Origin of the sequence: Streptomyces sp. RB17, from assembly GCF_009604455.1 — a bacterium.
GTDB lineage: Bacteria > Actinomycetota > Actinomycetes > Streptomycetales > Streptomycetaceae > Streptomyces.
Map to the genome: position 1 here is coordinate 1,237,248 of NZ_WEGL01000002.1, position 19,036 is coordinate 1,256,283.

Here is a 19,036-nt window from a genome sequence, read left to right on the forward strand (position 1 = left end):
ATGCGGGGCGAAGACGGTGCGGCGCCCGGAGGCCTGGCCGGGCAGACGGTCGTGGTGGTGGGAGGCAGCGCGGGAATCGGGCTCGAAACCGCGCGGCAGGTGCGTGCGGCCGGCGGCGAGGTGGTGCTCGCGGCACGGAACGCCGAACGTCTGCAGCGGGCGGCGGACGAGCTGGACCCGCTGAGCACGGCCGCGTTCGACGCCCAGGACACCGACCGCCTCGAGCGCTTCCTCCGGGCGCTGCCGGGGCAGGTCGACCATGTGCTGGTCACGGCCGGCAGCCCGTCGTACACCCCCCTCGCCGAACTCGACCTGGCCCACGCCGGACGTGAATTCGGCGGGCGCATCGCGATGGTGCTGGCGACGGCGCGGGCGAGCCGGCAGAAGGTCAGGGCCGGAGGAACGCTGCTGTTCATCGGCGGGACCGGCGGCCGGCGGCCCGCGGTCGGGATGGCCGTGATGGGCGCCCTCACCGCGGCCCTGCCGGCGCTGACCGCCAACCTGGCACTGGAAATCGCCCCGATCCGGGTCAACCTCATCGCGGCCGGGTTCGTGGACACGCCGTTGTCGGCCAGCCTCCTCGGGGACCAACTCGAGGAGCGACGCGAGCAGTTGAGGAAGACGCTGCCCATCGGCCGGGTGGTCGGCCCGGCGGACGTCGCCGCTCTGGCGCTGCACATCATGGCCAACGAAGCCCTCACCGGCGCCACCTACGACATCGACGGCGGCCAACAGCTTGTGGCCCACTGACTTCCCGATCGGCCATCTGATGCACGAGCCGCGGTGGGCGTTCTGCACAAAGATCGCTTCCGCAAAGTCATACTCCGGGGACCCGTGCCTCGTCCGGCGGCTGGAGCTTGCTACAACCGTGGGCGTGAAATCGCCTTTCTGCTCTGGTTGTTACGTTCGTGGCCCTGGCCCGTCGGGTGCGGTCTACTGCGCGGCGTGGAGAAGATCCCGCTGATCGAAGCGCTCGCGAACTCGGGCTCCTGTCCTGCCCCAGTCGCGAAGCACGCCACGGGCGGCGCCCACCGGGCCGAGACCGGTGACACATGCCCGCCGTCGTGCCGCCCGACGACGTCCGTGCCGTACGGCGGCCGTCGAACGGGCCCTCGGGGCGCCGAGGAGGGGACGTGCGCGATCCGTTTCCTCACCCCGCCGCGCGCCGGCACCTTCCACGGGTTGACCGTGCTCGGCCGCCACGACGGCCCGGTCGCCCACGACAGGCGTCACCACACCGCCCGGCGCCGCCGCCGGCATTGCCCACGGCCACTCGGCCCCGCATCGGCCACCTGGTCTTCACCGCCCCCGCGACCGCACAGGTCAACGCCGACGCCGCCCGCGCACTCGCCCACACCCGCGTAGAAGTGAGCTGACATGCAGCGCATCGCCTTCCTCCGGTCCGTAGACATCCAGCGCGCCGATCCGTACATCCACGGCATCGCCCCCGCCCTGGCCCGGCTCGGTGCCGAGGCCCGCCTCTTCCACACCCACGGCGACTGCGGCCCGGATCTGTTCCCGGGGACGAGCGAGCGACTCGATCCCGCCGCGACACCGGACGAGTTCGTCGCGCGCGTGCGCGCCTGGGGAGCCGACGCCGCCGTGGCGATCTCCCTGCCGGACGAGAACGCCCTGCGCGACGCCGTCGTCAAGACCAAGCTCGAAGCCCTCGGCATCCGCACGGTCATGACCCCCCTGGCCGCCACGCGCATCCTGTGCGACAAGTGGGAGACCAAGCGGGTCCTCCAGGCCCACGGCATCACCACCCCGCCCGCCGTCCTGGTCGACAGCGACCTCCTCAACGACCGGGCGCTGCCCGTCCCGGCATACCCGGACGCCGTCCACCTCGCTGCCCAGGACCTCGGATACCCCCTCATGGCAAAGCCGTTGTGGGACTCCACCAGCATGGGCATCGAGTTCATCCCTGACCCGGCCGCCCTCGATCGTCACCTGACCGCACGCCCCGCAGCGCACGCGGTCCTGGAGAAGTGCGTCAGCGGACGGCTCTGCTCGGTCGACATCGTCGGCGCCGCCGGCCACTACAGCGTCATGCCTCTGATCTGGACCGGCACCGCGGGAGGCCCGCCCGCCTTCACGTTCGAAGACCTGCGCTACGTCGACCCCGCCCGGGACGACGACTTCCGGCCCACCGCGCAGCGCCTTGTGGACCTGTGCACGAACCTCGGGGTCGAAGGGTCCGTCAACGTCGACATGATCTACGCCGACGGTGTCTATCACGTCCTGGAGATCAACCCCCGGATCGGCGGCGCGACCACCCTGTCCATCGCCGCGAGCGGACTCAACACCTTTGTCGCCCTGCTCGACATCCTGGGCGGTGCCTGGCCGACCCGGCCCGACGCTCCGGCCGAACGCTTCGCGATCGAATGCCTCACCGCGAACCCCACCCCGGTGCTGCTCGCCGAACTCCGCGCCCGTGTCGACCTCGTCACCTGCCACGACCTGATCATCGACGGCCACAACCGCGGAGGCATCCTCACGTTCACCGTGAACCCGGGCGACGAACAGCGGACGGTGAAGGAACTCGCCGCGCTGTGCGCGCAGACCGGCTTCGTCCCCACCCCCATGCTCGAAAAGATCCGCCGCGTGCTGACCGGCGCGGGCTGAGGCTCCGGGCCGGGCTGTCCGTCCTGACCGGGGCAGGCCGCTTCGTCGCCGCGCACGCCATCGACAGCCTCGCCGCCCGCGATCTGGTTCCCCTGGCCTGCGTGCCGGGCGAGGAGCGTCTCTGGTTCGGGTGCGAATCGTCCCTGCTGAACCTCGACATCGGCGTTTCGTCGCGGCCTCCACCGGGAGCCCGGCGCCTACCTCAACGCACCCCTCCTCCACCCTGCCCCACCCCCGACCGGCGGTGCGAGGCGCTGAACAGGCTTGTGCCACCGAGTGCACCCATAGGGCCGGAGCACGCAGGGCACCGGCCGTTGCGACCGGTGCCCTGCCGCCACTCCGCACACCAGGAACGCGGTGGTGAAGCCGTTGTCCAGGGCATCAGGAGCCGCGAACGCCGACCCCGCGTCGCTGAGGGCGACCGCGCCGACGACGACGGGGCCGAGGGCGAAGCCGGGGTCGCGCAACATGGTGGTGCGGGGCGCCCGGGACCGGAAAGGTCCGTGGCCGGACGGAGAACAAGGGAGTGGTTTCCCTTAGGGCTAAGATTTCCGCACCAGATACATGCCGCGAGGGGAAGACATGGCGCAGCGCAGGGCGGCGAAGCGGCCGGATGCCGTGGCGGGGATCGTCGAGGATTGGGCGCGTGAGCGGCCGGAGCTGGACACCTCACCGCTGGAGGTGCTCGCCCGGCTGCACCGGTCGTATCTGCGGTACCAGTCGCGGATGACCGCGCGGCTCGAGGAGCACGGGCTGTCCGTCGCCGGGTTCGACGTGCTCACCGCGCTGCGTCGGTCCGGCGCCCCGTACCGGCTGACCGCCGGGCAGCTCGCCGCCTCCGGGCTGATCTCCTCCGCGGGGGTGACCCTGCGCCTCGACCGGCTCGAGAAGGACGGCCTGCTCGTACGCGAGCGGGACGCCGAGGACCGGCGGGTGGTGTACTCACGCCTCACCGAGGCCGGCCTGAAGAAGGTGGACGAGGTGTTCGCCGAACACCTGGAGAACGAACGCCGCATGCTCGGCGAGCTCTCACCCGCCGAGCGCCGCCAACTGGCCCGCCTGCTCTCCAAGTTGGAGCATTCGATCGTCGGGTCCGAAGACGCCGCGGACGAGGGTGCGGAGGCGAGCTGACCTGGCCGCGGCTGAAGTGAGGAGCGGGGCGGCACGCGGGCGTGGATGACAAGGCGCTGCTGCTGGCCGGGCTGGCCGACCTGGCAGTGAGTATGCCGGGGGCGACCGTGGCACCGCGCGGGGAATGCTGCGCCGCTCGGACACCGCCGAGCCGACGGCCGAGGCCGAGGCCGAGCACGAGCTGATGGCGCGTGGCCGCCCGGCGCTGGACCGGTACGCGGCCGTACCCCGGCTCACCTGGAGATCCTCGCTCAGGCCGCCCTGGCTCGTCGCCGCGGAGGCCGGCCAGCTCGCGGCGGTCGATCCGCTCCTCGCGCCGGTGGCAGAACAACTGGAGGCGACGGTCGCGGACCGCAAACTCTGCTACTGGGGCCGGCGCGCGGTGGGACAGCCGGACAGCGACGCGCTGCTGGCGGCGGCCTCCATGGAGCTGGTGCACGCTGCCGCGGTGGTGCACGACGAGCTCATCGACGACAGCGTGCTCCGCCATGGGCGTCCCACCGCGCACATCGTCCTGCGCGGTGCCGTACTGTGCCGTCCGGCTGCCGCCGCCGCGAGGTCGCCGGCGATGCCGGCGGGAGACCTGCCCACGGCGCTGGCCGGGCAGCCGTTCGCCACCAGCGGTCTGCCCGCCGCCCACCTCGCCCGGCCCGGCCCCTGTGGTCAGTGATGGCCCGCGGGCTGTCAACGGCGAGTGTCTGGAGATCCTGCGTACCGGCGCCGGCGCGGACACCACGGCACACGACCCTATCGAGGACATGAAAGGACCCCGGCGCGCAGCCGAACGGCACACCACATCATCAGTGAACCGGCACGCAGGCCTTCACCCGGTGGCGCCGGCCACCGGCTGCGCCTTCGACTGCTGCCCGGCCTGCGCCTGGTACAGGCGGCGCAGACGGACCACGCCGAGGTCGTGCTGGTAGAGGTTCTCGTACTGGTCGGCGTCCGAGGGGAGGCTCTCGAGGATGACGCGGTCCTGCTCCAGGACCTGCCAGTGGCGGGCCTCGATGAGGGTCTTGTAGAGGAAGCGCCAGGTGGCGCGCTGCCAGTCCCGCACCCTGCGGTAGCGCCAGAAGAAGACGCCGGTGCGCTCGGCGTCCACCGGGCAGGCCATGCCGACGATGCCGAAGGGGCCGCCCGGTCCCGCCGACGGCGGATAGGGGATGGACAGGTCCACCCAGTCGACGCCGGTGTGACACAGCTCGACCCAGTCGAAGTTGACGCCGCGCTGGTCGGTCTTCTCGAAGAAGTAGCCCCGCTCGGTCTCCCGGATGCGGAACTTGGCGGACGTGTCGCCCGCGAACATGGTGTGCGAGTCGTGGTGGAGGAACGCGCCGTGCATCGGGTCGAGCAGGTTCTCCATGGCGAAGCGCCAGGGGACGTTCCATTCGGCATAGCAGAGGAACGCGGAGGTCTCCTCGTCGACCAGCGGCTCGGGAAGGCTGAGTGCCACCGGATCGGGGTGCTCCTCGTCGCCGAAGTAGGCGAGGATGGCCCCGCCGACCTCGCGGACGGGCAGCGAGGCGACGAGGGTCTTGCCCTCCAGGTTGCAGCCGGGCAGACCGGGCACGGAGGTGACCGTTCCGGCGCCGTCGACCTCGACGCCGTGGTACCAGCAGGCGACTCGGTCGCCCAGGTGCCTGCCGAGGGACAGCGGTGCGCCACGGTGGGGACAGCGGTCGGCGAGCATGGACAGGGTGCCGTCGGACTTGCGGAAGAGCAGCCAGTTCTCGCCCAGGGCGCGCACCTTGCGCATGCCGCCGGGCCGGACGAAGTGGGACGGTACGACGGGGTGCCACCGGTTGCGCAGGCCGTGGGCGTAGATGTGCTCGGCGGTGGCGCGGGTCGAAAGTGTCATGTCAGGCTCCCAGGCGATGCATCTCGGCGCGGAAGGACTCCTCGGTCCACGGCTCGCCCGTGGGTGTGCGCAGCTGGCGGGAGTTGAGGCCGTCGATCACGTCGGCCAGCTGGTGACCGTCCTTGGTGAAGATGTCCTCGAGCGTGCGCGCGAGCTTCAGCTCGTACGGGGTGGGTTCGTGGTCGCGGGTCTGGTGGGGGTCCAGGCAGGGCCAGGTCTCGGGCATCGGAGTTCTCCGTGAGGGTGTCAGAGGTCGAGGACGAGGCGGTCCGAGGCACAACGCGAGACGCAGATCATCATCGTCTCGCTGGTGGCGCGCTCGGCCTCGCTGAGCAGGAAGTCGCGGTGGTCGGGGGTGCCGGCGAGGATGCGGGTCTCGCACGAGCCGCAGATGCCGTCGCGGCAGGAGGAGTTGACGCTCAGCCCGGCGTTCTCCGCGGCCTGAAGGATGGAGGTGTCGGGTCCGACGGTCAGGGTCACCCCCGACGTACGGCACTCGACCTGGAAGGCGCTGTCATCGCCCCGGCGCTCAACGGCCGGAGCCGCGAATCGTTCGATGCGCAACTGCCCTTCCGGTACCGCCTCCTCGACCGCCTTCAGCAGCGGCTCCGGGCCGCAGCAGTACACCAGCGCATCGGGCCGAAGGCCTTCGAGAGCGCCCGGCAGGTCGATATGGCCCTGCTCGTCCTGCGGTACGAGGGTCACCTCGCCGCCGAGCGCGGCGAGCTCGCCGCCGAAGGCCATCGAAGCGCGCGAGCGCCCGCCGTGGGTGAGCCGGTACGGGATGCCGTCGTGCTGCGCCTGGCGGGCCATCGCCAGGATCGGCGTGATACCGATGCCGCCGGCGACGAAGACGTAGGAGGCGGCGGGTTCGAGGGCGAAGTGGTTGCGCGGCCCGGCCACCCGCACAGTCCGGCCGGGCCGCAGCTTGGTGTGCACGAAGCGTGAACCGCCGCGCGAGGACGGCGCGTCGAGGATGCCGAGGCGGTACACCCCGGTGTCCGCCGGGTCGCCGCACAGGCTGTACTGGCGGATGGTGCCGCCCACGTGCAGGTCCAGGTGCGCGCCCGGCGTCCACGCGGGCAGCGGCTTGCCGTCGGGGTGGACCAGCTCGACGGAGAGGACGCCCTCCGCCTCCCAGGTCATACGGTGGACGAGGAGATCCAGTTCGTGCTCTTCGGTGGCGCTCATGTCGGCGGGCCTCCCTACGCGGTGGGGATCTTGACGGGCGGGGTGAACGGGGCCTTCATCGGGCCCAGCGCGACCAGGTCCACCTCGACCAGGGTCGGACCGGCGGACCGGACGGCCGCACTGATCAGCTCTGTGGCTTCGCTCGCGTCGGCGATCCGCGCGTACGGCAGTCCGCAGGCGGCGGCGAGGCGCGCGAAGTCGGGGGTGAACAGGTCGACACCAGAGCGGCGTTCGCTGTACTTGTCCTGCATGTTGCGCAGCACCCCGTATCCGCCGTCGTTGAAGACGAGCAGGGTGAGACGGGGGCGTTCCTGGGCGAGGGTGAGCAGTTCGCCGAGGTGGACGGCAAGCCCGCCGTCCCCGGCGATGACCACGGTCGGCTCGTCGGGGCGGGCGAGGGCCGCGCCGATGCCCATGCCGAGGCCCTGTCCGATGCCGCCGCCGCGCGGGAAGACATTGCCGCGCGGGTCGTGCATCGGCAGCAGCCGGTTGCCCCAGGAGGAGGAGGCGATCGTCACGTCGCGGGCGACGACGGCGCCGCGCGGCAGGGCGGTGGCGAGGGCGTCGCAGATCGCGGCCTGGGGGCCGATGGTGTCGCGCAGTGCGGCGCGCACCTGGCCGCGTACGTCGCGGATCCGCGCCGTCCAGTCCGCGTCGGCGCGTACGGCCGTCTCGGCGAGCTGCGCAAGGACGGCCCCGGCGTCGCCGTGGAGGGCGTGGCGGGCCGGGTGGACGCGGCCGAGGGCGGCGGCGTCGAGGTCGATCTGGATGTGGGCCTCGGGGAGTTGGAGCCCGTAGTCGGCGGTCTCGTTGGAGCGGAAGTGGGTGCCGACGGTGACGAGCACGTCCGCGTCCTGGAGGAGAGCGCGCCCGGGCGCGGTGGTGGCGAAGTTGCCGATGACCAGCTCGTGGTCCTCGGGCACGCTGCCGCGGCCGGAGTTGGAGGTCAGCAGGCCGGCTCCGGTCGCCTCCAGCAGCGTGAGCAGCTGCCCGCGGGCGGTGTTCGCGCCGCCGCCCGCCCAGATCAGCGGACGGCGCGCGGACGCCAACAGCTCGCGTGCTGCGGCAAGTTGAACGGGATCCGGCACCGGTGCCCTGGTGGCGGGGGCGCTCTCACCGGCGTCCTCCTGGGCCGCGTACTGCAGATCGATCGGCCACTCCACGCTCGCGGGCCCGCCAGGCGCGGTGAGCGCGGCGGCGGACGCCTCCCGCAGGATGCGGCCCGCCTCCCGCGCGGAGGTGATGGTCGCGGCGTACTTCGACACCGCGGCGAGCATGCCGAGCTGGTCCTTCGTCTCGTGGATGAAGCCGCGCCCACTGCCGAGGAACTCCGACTCGACCTGCCCGGTGATGTGCAGCACCGCCGTTCCCGACGACAGCGCCTCGATCAGCGACCCGGCCGCGTTGCCCGCGCCCGTGCCGGTCGAGGTGAGCGCGCAGCCGATCGAGCCGCGGGCCCGGCCGTAGGCGTCGGCGGCGTTGACGGCGCTCGCCTCGTGCCGCACCGGCACGAACCGTAGGCCCGGGTCGGCCTCGACGGCCTCCACCAGCGGCAGGTTGTGCACGGACACGATCCCGAACACGACCTCGATGCCGAGGGACTTGAGGTGGGCGGCGAGGAGCTCGCCGCCATGGTGGTAACGCATACGAACTCCTCACAGGATGCCGCGGCCGACTCCGCCGCAGACATCGATGCTGGTTCCGGTGATGTACGAGGCGCGCGGCGAGAGCAGCGAGACGATCGCGAAAGCGACCTCCTCGGCACGCCCGAGCCGCCCCAGGGCGATGCCCCGGTCCGCGGCGATCTCCGCCTGCCACTCCTCGTAGCCGAGGCGGCTGCCTGCGGTGGCGTGGCGGCGGGTCCACTGGCCGGTGTCGATCAGGCCGAGGCAGACGGAGTTGACGCGGATGCCCTCGCCGGCGAGTTCGCGGGCCAGGGAGGCGGAGAGGTTGAGGATGCCGGCGCGGGCCGCGCTCGTCGTGATCAGCCGGGTCTCGGGCTGCTTGGCGAGGACGGCGTTGACGTTGACGATCGCGGCGGCGTCGGAGGCGCGCAGGTAACCACGGGCGGCCGCAAGGGGGTTGAGGACACCCGCGAACTTCAGCTCCAGTTCGTCGCGCCAGTCCTCGGCGGTCGTCTCGTCGAGGGCCTTCATGCGGGACTGGCCGGCGTTGTTGACGAGCCCGTCGAGACGCCCGCCGAAGTGCGCGGCGGCGCGCTCGGTGAACTGCCGTACGGCATCGGCGTCCCGGACGTCGCAGCCACCCGTGAGCAGTCGGTCCCCGCCGGTCCCGAGGCCGGCGGCGGCCTTCGCGAGCCGGTCGGCGTCGCGAGCGCACGCCGCTACGCGGGCGCCTTCGCCGAGCAGGGCCCGGACCGTGGCCAGGCCGACGCCGGAGCTGCCGCCGGTGACCAGGACGGTGCGGTCGGCGAGGCCGAGATCCATGGTTTCTCCTTGCAGACTGTGGTTCTCGCACAACGGTGCAAACAGTGGTTCGTGCAGCCGGTGGTTCAGTGCATGGTGAAGCCGCCGTTGACGGCGATCACCTGTCCGGTCAGGTAGCGGGACTCCTCGCCGAGCAGGAAGGCGACGAGCCCCACCAGGTCGTCGGGCTGCTGCGGCCGGGAGATCGCGCGGTTCGCCGCGTACAGGGCGTGCCGCTCGGCCGGTACGGCCTCGGTCGCCTCGACCTCCGTCAGGCCCGGCGCCACCGCGTTCACGGTGATGCCCCGTTCGCCGAGCTCGCGGGCCATCGCCCTGGTCAGCGCGATGACCGCACCCTTGGAGGCGATGTAGTGGGCGAGCCGCGGGGAGCCGTACAGTGCCGCGTCCGAGGCGATGTTGACGATCCGCCCAGGGCGGGACATCAGCGGCAGCAGGTGCCTGGCGACGAGCCAGGGACCCCGCGCGTTGACGGCCATCAGCCGGTCCCAGACCTCGACGTCGATGTCCTGGAACTCCTTGCCGCCCACGCCGTTGGCGAGTGCCGCGTTGTTGACCAGGCCGTACACGGGAGCGGCGGCCGCGACACGAGCGGCCAGCGCCTCGACCGAGGCGGGGTCGGCGACGTCCAGCGGTACGAACTCCGCCTCGCCGCCCGCGTCCCGGACGGCCGCCGCCGTACGGGAACCCCGCTCCTCGTTCAGCTCCGCGACGACGACCCGGAATCCGTCCGCCGCCGCCCGGCGGGCCATGGCCTCCCCGAGGCCACGGCCCGCGCCGGTCACGACGACGGTACGGCGCTCGGCCGACGCGTCAGTCACGGGAGACGCCGTACAGCGGCGAGTACTCGGGGTACGTCGGCACCTGCGGCTTCTGCGTGCCGATGATCACGCAGAACAGCGCGTCCGTGTCGCCCTCGTTCTTCAGCGAGCGGGTCACCCCGGCCGGCACCACGATCATGTCGCGGTAGCCCAGCGTGCGGTACTCGACCTCGTCCGGGCCGCGATGGATGCCCACGCGGACCGTGCCCTCCAGGACGAAGAACGCCTCCTCGACGTCGTGGTGGGTGTGGGCCGGGCCCTCGGCGCCCGGGGGGAGCAGCATGTTGGAGAAGGTGAACCCGCCGGAAGGGAGGATCCTGTTGTCGTCCTCGTGGTTGCCGGTCGCGCCGGAGCCGACGTAACGGATCTGCGCGCGCTTGTACTGCGGGCCCGCCTTCGCCTGGAAGGACAGGGTGCCCCAGTCGGGCTCGCGCGAGTCCTTGGAGGCGATGAGGGAGTCGGTGTACTTGGCGAGGTCCCCGCCGTTGTCGTACTCGGTGGTGGTCAGCGGCATGGTGATCAGCCCTTCGGCGTAGGGGTGTTGGTGACGATGTGGAGGTGGGACAGCAGCCAGGCGTTGAAGTGCTCGGGCTGCTCCTGGTTGGCCAGGTGACCGGCGTCCTTGACGATCACGTACGCGGTTCTGTGCAGACCGCCGGCCAGGACCTGCGAGGCGTCGGGGCCGGTGACCCGGTCCTTGTCGCCGCACAGGACGAGCGTGGGCGCGGTGACGAGGGCGAGTTCGCCGCGCAGATCGGTGGCGGCCATCGACTCGGCCGCGTACCCGTAGCCGGGCAGGCGGATCGAGGCGGCCATGGTGTCGACGACCCGCCGGACCAGCTCGGGCGGCGCGTACTCCGAGACGAGACGGGGGCCGCGCTGCTCCGCGAAGGCGCGCGGTCCGAGGTCCGTCAGCTCGGGGACGCGGGCGCGCATCCCGGCCGCCTTCTTCGGGCTCGTGCCGGAGCCGGGCGTGGAGTCGGCGACGGTGAGCGAGGCGACGAGCTCCGGGTGCCGGGTGGCCAGCCGCACCCCGATCACCCCGCCCCAGGAGACGCCGACGACGTGTGCCGTGGTGCCGCGCGCCCGGATGACGGCGGCGGCCGTGTCGGCGAAGTCGTCCAGGCTCAACTCGCGCTCCGGATCAGCCGACTTGGCGTACCCGGGCGCATCCCAGGCCACCACCCGGTAGTCGCCTGCCAGCGCCTCCAGCTGCGGCGCGAAGGCGGCGGACGAGGAGCCGATGCCGTGCAGACACAGCACCAGCGGCCCGTCGGAGCCGGCCTGTGCAAGGTGCAGTCCGGTGATGTCGTAGGCGGTCACAGGATCTGCCCCGGGCGTCCGGCGAGGGCGGCGAGCGAGCGCAGCACCGCGTACGGAACGACCTGGCTGGTCGCCGGGTTGGCCGCGTCCGGCAGGTGGCGCACCTCGAAGCGGTACGAGCCCTGCGCCCCGCTCGCCTCGATGACATGCGAGGTGTGTGCGGCCGCCGGGTCGGCGACGACACTGACCTGCACCGCGTCCAGGTCCCCGACCGCGAGCGCCACGGAGGCGGCGACATTGGTCGACTTGGGGAACTTGACCGGCACCTCGCGCGCCGTACCGCGCATGACCTCCACCGGCCCGGTCGCGGACCGCATCCGGGCGAGCAACTCCTCGTCCATCCACGGCTGTTCGAGCGTGGAGGGCAGCTTGGTGGTGGTCAGCCTGACCTCGCCCAGCGGCCCCATCGCGCACACGGCCTGCAGCAGGTCGAGCCCGCCGACCGCGCCCCCGGTGAAGTACACCCGACCGGGCCCTGCCGCGAGGAGCTTCTTGGACAGCTCCTCGTCCGTCAGCGCCCCTGTGGACGCCACGAGCAGATCCGTACCGGATGCCAGGATCGCCGCGCCCCATTCCCGTACGACACGCTGACCCGCGGCCTCGACGATCAGATCGCAGGAGGCGAGGGCCTGTTCCACGGTCATCTGCGGTACCGGCACCACATCGCCGAGCGGCCGGTTGTCGACGATGCCCACCAGCTGTGCTCCGGGCACCTCGCCCGCGGCGAGCGCGCCGCCGACGACCCGCCCGATGGCACCCCAGCCGATGAGCCCGACCCTGCGCATGCTGCCGCTCATGCCGCTGCTCCTTCGGCGTCGACGGGCGGGACGACCGGGCTGCCGTCGGGCGTGCCCGCCATGTGGGCGCGGATCCGCTGCGACGGCGGGCCCGCCGTACCCCAGGTGTCGGACAGCTCGGGCGTCCGTCGCCACACCTTGCAGACCCACGCGTCCTCGACGACCTGGGCGACCTCGGAGGTGTACTCGCACACCAGGCCCGTGGGGTCGGTGAAGTAGGAGAAGGTGTTGTTGCCGGGGCCGTGCCGGCCGGGGCCCCACTCGGGGCTGATCCCGTGGTGCCTGAGTCGGCCGAGCCCGCGCATGAAGTGGTCGAGCGACGTCATCTCGTAGGCCACGTGGTTGAGGGAGACCCACGGCGCCCGGTTGAAGGCGATGCAGTGGTGGTCGGCGTTGCAGCGCAGGAATGCCATCTGGTGCTCGGACCAGTCCGAGACGCGCATGCCGAGCACATCGCGGTAGAAGGCGACGGAGGCGTCGATGTCGGGGGTGTTGAGGACGGCGTGGGTGACGCCGACCGGCACGGCCTCGTCGCGGCCGCGCGCCGCGACCGCCCAGGTGTCGGCGGACAGTTCGACCAGCCGTCCGTCGATGTCGTGGAACCGCAGGCCGTAGCCGCCCCCGACCTGGTCGAGGGGGCCGGGCCCGGTGACGAGCGCGATCTGGCGCGCCTGGAGCCGGCGTGCTGCCTCGTCAACCTCGGCCGGTGTGCCGACCGCGAAGGCGAGCCGGCCCAGGCCGGTGTTCTCGGAGCGGGTCAGCTGCAGGGCATGATGCTCCGCGCCGGTGCCGCGCAGCCAGCTCGCGCTGTGTTCGGCCTCGACGACCTCCAGACCCCACACCTCCTCGTAGAAGTCGGCGGCCTCGGCGAAGTTCGGGGTGAGCAGCTCGACCGAGCGCAACGCGCGCAGCCGGGCGACAGGGGGATGGTTCATGGTGGAATCTCCCAAGGAGTACGTCAGCCGGCCCAGGGCAGGGGAGCGGTGTCGGTGCCCCAGTACAGGGACTTCTGCCGCTGGTAGGCGCGGATCAGATCGCGGCCCTTCTCGATGCCGAGGCCGGAGTCCTTCATTCCGGCGAAGGGGGTGGAGATGGAGAACTGCTTGTAGGTGTTGATCCAGACGGTCCCCGCCTCGATCCGCCGCCCGAGCCGCCACGCAGCGTGGGCGTCCCGTGTCCAGATGCCGCAGGCGAGCCCGTAGACGGAGTCGTTGGCCTGGGCGACGAGCTCGTCCTCGTCGTCGTAAGGGAGCGCGACGAGCACGGGGCCGAAGATCTCCTCCTGGCACACGCGGGCCGAGTTCGGCAAGGAGTCGAGCACGGTCGGCAGGTAGTACGCGCCCTTCGCGAACTGCTCGCCGTCGGGTACGGTGCCGCCGCACAGCACCCGGCCGCCCTCCTCGCGCGCCAGTCCGACCGCCGCGGCGACCGCGTCGCGATGCTGGTGGTGCACGAGCGGTGCGACCTGGGTATCGGGGGACGTACCCGGTCCGACTCGCAACTTCCGTACCCGCTCGACGAGTTCACCGACCAGGGAGTCGTACAGCGACGAGTGGACGAAGAGCCTCGATCCGGCGATGCAGGACTGGCCGCTGGAGGAGAAGATCCCGTACATCACGCCGGCGAGGGCCTGTTCGACATCGGCGTCCTCGCGCACGATCGTCGGTGACTTGCCGCCGAGTTCGAGCGAGGCGGGGATGAGCTTGTCGGCGGCCGTGCGGGCGATGGTGCGCCCGGTGGCGGTGCCGCCGGTGAAGCCGATCCGGCCGACCAGGGGGTGCCTGACGATCGCGTCACCGACGATGCCGCCCTTGCCCGGCAGGACGGCGAGCAGCGCGGTCGGCATCCCGTGCTCGGTCAGGACCTGGTGGACGAGGCGCCCGAACGCGAGGGAGACCAGTGGCGTCCACTCGGCGGGCTTGAGCAGGACCGAGTTTCCACCGGCCAGGGCGGGGGCGACCTTCTGCGCGTCGGAGGCGATCGGCGAGTTCCACGGGTTGATCGCGCCGACGACGCCGATCGGCTCGTACAGGCTCATCGTCACATACGGGCCGCGCGAGGGCGTGAGGGCGTCCTCGCCCGTCTCCAGGGCCGCGGCCGTGTACCGGAAGGTGCCGGCGGCGCTCAGCGCGAGGGCGCGGGTCTCGGCGAGGGTCTTGCCGGTGTCGGCGGTCTGCAGCGCGGACAACGCGTCGGCGTGCTTCTCGATCAGGTCGCCGATCCGGTACAGGAGGCGGGCCCGCTGGTGGGGGAGGAGGCCTCGCCACTCGGGTGCGGCGGCGGCCGCGGCGGCGGCTTGCGCGGCCTCCTCCACGTCGGCCGCCGAGGCGGCGTGGACGGTGGTGATGACGGTGCCGTCGGCCGGGTCGACGGTGTGGATGGGCGGGCCGCCGCCGCGTCGCCACCGACCCGCGATGAGGATCTCGTCGGCTGGGATGCGCGGCATGGGTACCTCCGGAAAGGGGCAGCGAGGGGACCTCCGCACGCGGCGGGCCGTATGCCTCGTCCGCGATGTCGAAGTACTAGAAAGCTAAGGGCTTAAATATTTTGCCGCAAGGGATCGCTGGCCGTGAATTTTCTTCGACGTCAGGAGTAAGGCTTGCCTAACCTCGGCGGGCGGCCGGTAGAACTTAAGCGCTGAGACATTCAGCGCCTACCTAAATGGGTCGTCGGCACAGCCCGTGCGGCCCCTCGCCCCGCTCTCGCCGTCCCCTCCCGCCCCCATCGCCGTCCGGCACGCGATCGCTCCGTGGTGCCGCACGGCCCGAACCGTCCCGTTCAGGCCCGCTCGCCCACCGCCGTACGGGATCCGGAGGCCACACCCATGACGATCGACGCAGCCCGCGCCGCCACAGGCCGAGGAGGTGGCTCGGCCGCGCTTGCGGCCGCCATCGGCGCCCGCTTCGAACGCCTGCCGCTGTGCCGCTGGCAGGTGATGGTCCGGCTCATCGTCGGTGCCGTCACCTTCTTCGAGGCGTTCGACCAGCTCCTGATCGCGTACGCGCTCCCTGAGCTGCGCACCGAGTGGAACCTCGACACCACACACACCACCGCGCTGATGACCGTCGGCTCGATCGGCATGCTGATCGGTGCCCTGGCATCGGGCAGGCTCGCGGACCGGATCGGCCGGGTGAAGGTCATCGGCGCCTGCATCGCCCTGTCCGGCCTCTGCAGTCTGGCGCTGACGCTCTGCACCTCGCCCGGACCGTTCATGGCCGTCCGCTTCGTCCAGGGCTTGGCCATCGGCGGCGAGGTGCCGATCGCCGCCACGTTCATCGCCGAGATCACCCGTGCCCACCGGCGCGGCCGCTTCGTCCTCCTGTACGAACTGGTCTTCCCGGCCGGCCTGACCGCCGGTGCGCTCCTGGCCTCCTGGCTGATGCCACTGCTCGGCTGGCGCTGGATGTTCGGCCTCGCAGCCGTCCCCGGCGTGCTGTGCTTCGCCCTCGCCCGCTACGTACCGGAATCACCGCGCTGGCTCGCCGACCGCGGCCGGCACGACGAGGCGCTGGCGACGATGGCGTCCATCGAGGAGAAGGTCGAAAAGATCACCGGCGCCCCGCTGCCGGAACCCGAGCCGACGCGTCCTGCCCGGCCGGCACCGGGCAAGGGCGGCCTGCGCGAGCTGCTGAGCGGCGCGTACCGCACGCGCACGCTCGTCGTCGGCCTCCTGTGGTTCACCGGCTACTTCGTGAACTACGGCATCACGTCCTGGCTGCCGACCATCTACAAGGCCCGCTTCCACCTCGACCTGTCCACAGCGCTGCTGTACTCGACGGTGACGAGCTGCGCGGGCCTGCTCGGCTGCCTGATCGTCGCCCTCACCGTCGACCGGGTCGGCCGCCGCAACACGGTGATCTGGTCCATGACAGCCGCGGCGCTCTCCCTGCTCGCCCTGGGCCTGGCGGCGGGCGGCTCGGCGGCAGGCGTGCTGGTCTGGACGTCCCTGGCCGCGGTCTTCCTCTTCGGCGCCAACATCTGCCTCTACCTCTACACACCAGAGCTCTTCCCCACCCGCATCAGGGCGCTGGGCTCCAGCGTGGGCGGCGCCATGAACCGCCTGGGGGTGATCCTCGGCCCGATCGTGGTGGGCGCCATCTACGCGGGCCGCGCGATCGGCACGGTCTTCGTGACGCTGGCGGCCGTCGCCCTCGTCGGTTCGCTCACGGCACTGGCCGGCGCGGAGGAGACGAGCGGGCGCAGCCTGGAGGACGTCGCGCCGTAGGGGGCGAGCAGGTGTTGCACCGAACCGGTACCCGCCCGGCGCACGGGCGGGTACCGGTTCCATCGGGGGAGAACTCGGAGTTCAGGAGTCCGACGGCGCCTTGTAGAGCCGTATGGCGACCCAGCCGGCGGACTGGCCCTCCCTCCCGGGGCGGGACGTCGAACGCGATTCCCTGGGTGCCCGGTCCCCGCGGGTCGGCGGAACTCTGCGACGGCGACGCGGTGTTGGTCGGCGCCGGGTCGGCTCCGTTGTGCTTGTGGCCGCCGAGCACAAGGAATCCGGTGACGCCCGCCGCAAGCACGACAGCCGCCGCAGCGACGACGGCGACGAGTCCGGACCGGTTACGGCCGCCGCCCGACGAGGGGGCACAGGCGCGCCGGTGGCCGCCTGCGTGGGCGGCTGCCAGGGCTGAGGATGCTGGTAGGGGTTCGGCCGGTGGCTGGTACCGGGTTGCTGGTAGTGGTTCGGCTGGAACTGTCTGGGACCGGGCTGCTGGTACGGGTTCGACTCGTACTGGCCGGGACCAGGTTGCCGGTGCGAGACCGGCCGGCGTCCGACCAGGGGGGCTGCGGTGGACTCTGCCCGCCCGTCGACAACTGCCCTCCTGGCCACATGAGCCGCAACGACACGGCACACTTCCCGAAGGCGACTCCCGGGCCGGAAGGGGCTGGGAAAGGCCGCGGTTGTGCCGAACCGACGGCGGCCCACACCGGTGAACGCAGTTGTTCAGGACGGTTCGGACACCGTGACGGCATGGCGCGATGGCCACCTTTCGCGCGGAACGGCCGGCACTGCGGCAGCCGTTCATTCCCCTGTACCCGCCGGGTGCACCCGCATCACACGGACTCCGCGCCGCTGGAGCCCCGCCACGGTGTAGTCCTGCTGCTGCCACCTGGCGAGGGCCCCGCCCACGAGGTCCTCCGCCTCCTCGCGCCGCAGGCCCCGGTTCCTGAGCTTGACCAGCGGCGGCCGGTAACCGGGCACCACCTCGAAGTCGTACACCTCGCGGAACATTTCGGCCATGGGACCGTGGGCGGCGTAGTAGGTGAGCCAGCGGGCGTGGTCCTCCAGCCGGGTGGGGTGCACGCCGGGGCGGCCGAGCACCAGGTGGGCGACGATGACCGTGACCTCGGGGCACTTGTTGGTGATGGAGGCGACGGGGTCGTTGTCGAGGTCGCCCATGACGACGACCGGCTTCGGTGCCTTCTCGGGCCGGAAGACCCGCACATGGTAGTTGGCGTGGCCGTACCAGTGGGGCGACCGGAAGGGCAGCGCGTACTGGTCGATGACCAGCACCGCCTCGTCGTCCAGGGTCGGCGCGTCGGCGGACCTGCGGCGGCGGGAGAAGAAACTCATGTGCCCTTCCTCAGCAACGCGGTGATCTCGGCGCCGACGTCCTCGGTGAGTGTGCCCGCGCACGGGATGCCGAGACTCTCGGCGAGCCCTCGGCCGTGCAGGTCGACGGCCGATTCGGCGAGTTCCGCGAACGCCACGGCCGCCGCCCGCGCGCGCCACCAGGCCGTCGTGGCGGTGACGACGCCGGCGACCGCCGACGGCCACCACACGGCGCCCACGGCGAGATAGCCGACGGCCCACGCCACCAGCCGGGTGGCGGTGGCGAGCCGGCCGCGGGCCGTGCCGATCTCGGCGCGCACATCCTCGGGCAGCGTCAGCCACAGCCGTGGCCAGGCCGAGGTGAGATCGAGCCGGTACGTTTCCCAGATTCGGGTGTCCACCGCGGCGATCCGGTCGCCCAGCCAGAACGGGTGCGTCGGCGGCGCGAGGCCGATCCGGTTGCGCCGGGCGTTGAAGCCACGGGCCCGCGCCGCGGCCGCGGGTGCCTCGGCCGTGCCCTCGGCCCTCGCCGCCGCCAACAGAGCCTGGTGGAACCGCTCCTGCGCACAGTCCCAACGCAGGCGGCGCCGGGCGGTGAGCCGTCGCGGCCGGGTGGCGAGCCACAGCCGTTCCACCGCGGCGCCCAGCGCGGTGACCGCCAGCCCGAGGCCCGCCGAAGCGGCCAGGACTCCCACCAGGAAGAGGACCAGCGTGCCGGTGCTCCGCATCGCGGGCTGCGCCGACAGCCGGTCGAGCCGCGTCAGCAACAGGCCGGTGTCGTGCCAGTGCCGGTGACCGAGCGTCACCCCCGCCACGGCCACGCTCAGCAGCAGCACGCCGGGGCCGAGCAGCAGGGCGAGCCAGCGTTCGGCCAGCTTGCCGCCCAGCGCCTCGAGGAACTTGGTCACGACCTGAGCCTCGTCACGGCCATCGGCCTTCGGTGCACCAGGCAGTCCACCGGTACCGAGCCCGGCGCCTCGAGCCGGGAGCAGGTGCCGCCGGGGCAGGCGAGTACCTCCAGGACAGGGTGGCCGTCGCCGGCGCCGGGCAGCCGCTCGTAGGAACGGACCGGGCTCAGCCCCGCCGCATGCCCCGCCCGCAGCAGCAGCTCCTCCAACTCGTCGAAGTCATCGGCCAGTTCGTCGGGCGCCGCGCCCCCGCGCACCCGGTCGGCGATCGTCTCCGCACGGGCCCGGATCTCCGGCGAGGTCCGCACCGCGTCGGCGGGGTCGGCCAAACGCCCGCACAGGACGGCGAGTTGGTCAGCGGTCACCCGACTGAGGATA

The 19,036-nt window shown here is 72.1% G+C and carries 19 protein-coding genes and 1 pseudogene; 6 read left to right on the plus strand and 14 right to left on the minus strand.

Going from position 1 to position 19,036, the window contains the following annotated elements; all coding sequences use genetic code 11:
* The 4 genes and pseudogenes from SRB17_RS12615 to SRB17_RS12630 form a co-directional block, all read left to right on the plus strand.
* Positions 1-750: an SDR family oxidoreductase gene (locus tag SRB17_RS12615; protein ID WP_153537669.1), complete on the plus strand. Its 750-nt coding sequence runs from the start codon at positions 1-3 to the stop codon at positions 748-750.
* Between the two features lie 627 nt (positions 751-1,377).
* On the plus strand, positions 1,378-2,625 hold the full coding sequence (locus SRB17_RS12620; RefSeq protein WP_153537671.1) for an ATP-grasp domain-containing protein: 1,248 nt from the start codon (positions 1,378-1,380) through the stop codon (positions 2,623-2,625).
* Positions 2,626-3,207: 582 nt separating this feature from the next.
* Positions 3,208-3,756 carry a MarR family winged helix-turn-helix transcriptional regulator gene (locus tag SRB17_RS12625; RefSeq protein WP_194293974.1) on the plus strand — a complete coding sequence of 183 codons (549 nt, stop codon included), beginning with the start codon at positions 3,208-3,210 and terminating at the stop codon, positions 3,754-3,756.
* 184 nt (positions 3,757-3,940) lie between these two features.
* A pseudogene (locus SRB17_RS12630) lies at positions 3,941-4,496 on the plus strand (polyprenyl synthetase family protein); the annotation flags it as partial.
* A gap of 83 nt (positions 4,497-4,579) precedes the next feature.
* Here SRB17_RS12630 and SRB17_RS12635 read toward each other — a convergent pair.
* The 11 genes from SRB17_RS12635 to SRB17_RS12685 form a co-directional block, all read right to left on the minus strand.
* Positions 4,580-5,614: an aromatic ring-hydroxylating oxygenase subunit alpha gene (locus SRB17_RS12635; RefSeq protein ID WP_153537675.1), complete on the minus strand. Its 1,035-nt coding sequence runs from the start codon at positions 5,612-5,614 to the stop codon at positions 4,580-4,582.
* A 1-nt stretch (position 5,615) separates the two neighbouring features.
* The gene (locus SRB17_RS12640; RefSeq protein WP_153537678.1) at positions 5,616-5,840 is read right to left on the minus strand and encodes a recombinase-like helix-turn-helix domain-containing protein; all 225 of its coding nucleotides are present in this window, start codon (positions 5,838-5,840) and stop codon (positions 5,616-5,618) included.
* A gap of 20 nt (positions 5,841-5,860) precedes the next feature.
* A complete protein-coding gene (locus SRB17_RS12645) occupies positions 5,861-6,805 on the minus strand; it encodes a PDR/VanB family oxidoreductase (protein WP_153537680.1) in 945 nt (314 codons plus the stop codon).
* A 14-nt stretch (positions 6,806-6,819) separates the two neighbouring features.
* Positions 6,820-8,451 carry a thiamine pyrophosphate-binding protein gene (locus SRB17_RS12650; protein ID WP_153537682.1) on the minus strand — a complete coding sequence of 544 codons (1,632 nt, stop codon included), beginning with the start codon at positions 8,449-8,451 and terminating at the stop codon, positions 6,820-6,822.
* Between the two features lie 9 nt (positions 8,452-8,460).
* A complete protein-coding gene (locus tag SRB17_RS12655) occupies positions 8,461-9,252 on the minus strand; it encodes an SDR family oxidoreductase (protein ID WP_153537684.1) in 792 nt (263 codons plus the stop codon).
* Between the two features lie 65 nt (positions 9,253-9,317).
* Positions 9,318-10,070 (minus strand): SDR family oxidoreductase, encoded by a 753-nt coding sequence (locus SRB17_RS12660; protein WP_323375358.1) that lies wholly within the window; start codon positions 10,068-10,070, stop codon positions 9,318-9,320.
* Entirely contained in the window at positions 10,063-10,584 is a 522-nt protein-coding gene (locus tag SRB17_RS12665) for a cupin domain-containing protein (protein WP_153537686.1), read from the minus strand. The genes SRB17_RS12660 and SRB17_RS12665 overlap by 8 nt, the downstream gene beginning before the upstream one ends.
* A 5-nt stretch (positions 10,585-10,589) precedes the next feature.
* The gene (locus SRB17_RS12670; RefSeq protein ID WP_323375360.1) at positions 10,590-11,393 is read right to left on the minus strand and encodes an alpha/beta hydrolase; all 804 of its coding nucleotides are present in this window, start codon (positions 11,391-11,393) and stop codon (positions 10,590-10,592) included.
* Entirely contained in the window at positions 11,390-12,190 is an 801-nt protein-coding gene (locus SRB17_RS12675; RefSeq protein WP_153537688.1) for an aspartate dehydrogenase domain-containing protein, read from the minus strand. Before SRB17_RS12675 ends, SRB17_RS12670 begins: the two co-directional genes overlap by 4 nt.
* The gene (locus tag SRB17_RS12680) at positions 12,187-13,125 is read right to left on the minus strand and encodes a VOC family protein (protein ID WP_153537690.1); all 939 of its coding nucleotides are present in this window, start codon (positions 13,123-13,125) and stop codon (positions 12,187-12,189) included. Before SRB17_RS12680 ends, SRB17_RS12675 begins: the two co-directional genes overlap by 4 nt.
* A 23-nt stretch (positions 13,126-13,148) precedes the next feature.
* On the minus strand, positions 13,149-14,636 hold the full coding sequence (locus tag SRB17_RS12685) for an aldehyde dehydrogenase (protein WP_153537692.1): 1,488 nt from the start codon (positions 14,634-14,636) through the stop codon (positions 13,149-13,151).
* A gap of 378 nt (positions 14,637-15,014) precedes the next feature.
* Between SRB17_RS12685 and SRB17_RS12690 the strand changes: the two genes are divergently transcribed.
* Positions 15,015-16,415 (plus strand): MFS transporter, encoded by a 1,401-nt coding sequence (locus SRB17_RS12690; RefSeq protein WP_153537694.1) that lies wholly within the window; start codon positions 15,015-15,017, stop codon positions 16,413-16,415.
* Between the two features lie 256 nt (positions 16,416-16,671).
* Positions 16,672-16,827, plus strand: a complete 156-nt coding sequence (locus SRB17_RS47570; protein WP_153537696.1) for a hypothetical protein — start codon at positions 16,672-16,674, stop codon at positions 16,825-16,827.
* A 392-nt stretch (positions 16,828-17,219) separates the two neighbouring features.
* On the opposite strand, the gene SRB17_RS12700 is transcribed toward SRB17_RS47570, so the two are convergent.
* From SRB17_RS12700 to SRB17_RS12710, 3 genes are read right to left on the minus strand one after another with little or no spacing between them, the layout of a single operon-like run.
* Positions 17,220-17,771 carry a hypothetical protein gene (locus SRB17_RS12700; RefSeq protein WP_153537698.1) on the minus strand — a complete coding sequence of 184 codons (552 nt, stop codon included), beginning with the start codon at positions 17,769-17,771 and terminating at the stop codon, positions 17,220-17,222.
* Positions 17,768-18,658 (minus strand): hypothetical protein, encoded by an 891-nt coding sequence (locus SRB17_RS12705; RefSeq protein ID WP_323375361.1) that lies wholly within the window; start codon positions 18,656-18,658, stop codon positions 17,768-17,770. Before SRB17_RS12705 ends, SRB17_RS12700 begins: the two co-directional genes overlap by 4 nt.
* Positions 18,655-19,023: a hypothetical protein gene (locus tag SRB17_RS12710; protein WP_153537702.1), complete on the minus strand. Its 369-nt coding sequence runs from the start codon at positions 19,021-19,023 to the stop codon at positions 18,655-18,657. The genes SRB17_RS12705 and SRB17_RS12710 overlap by 4 nt, the downstream gene beginning before the upstream one ends.
* Positions 19,024-19,036: the final 13 nt, after the last annotated feature.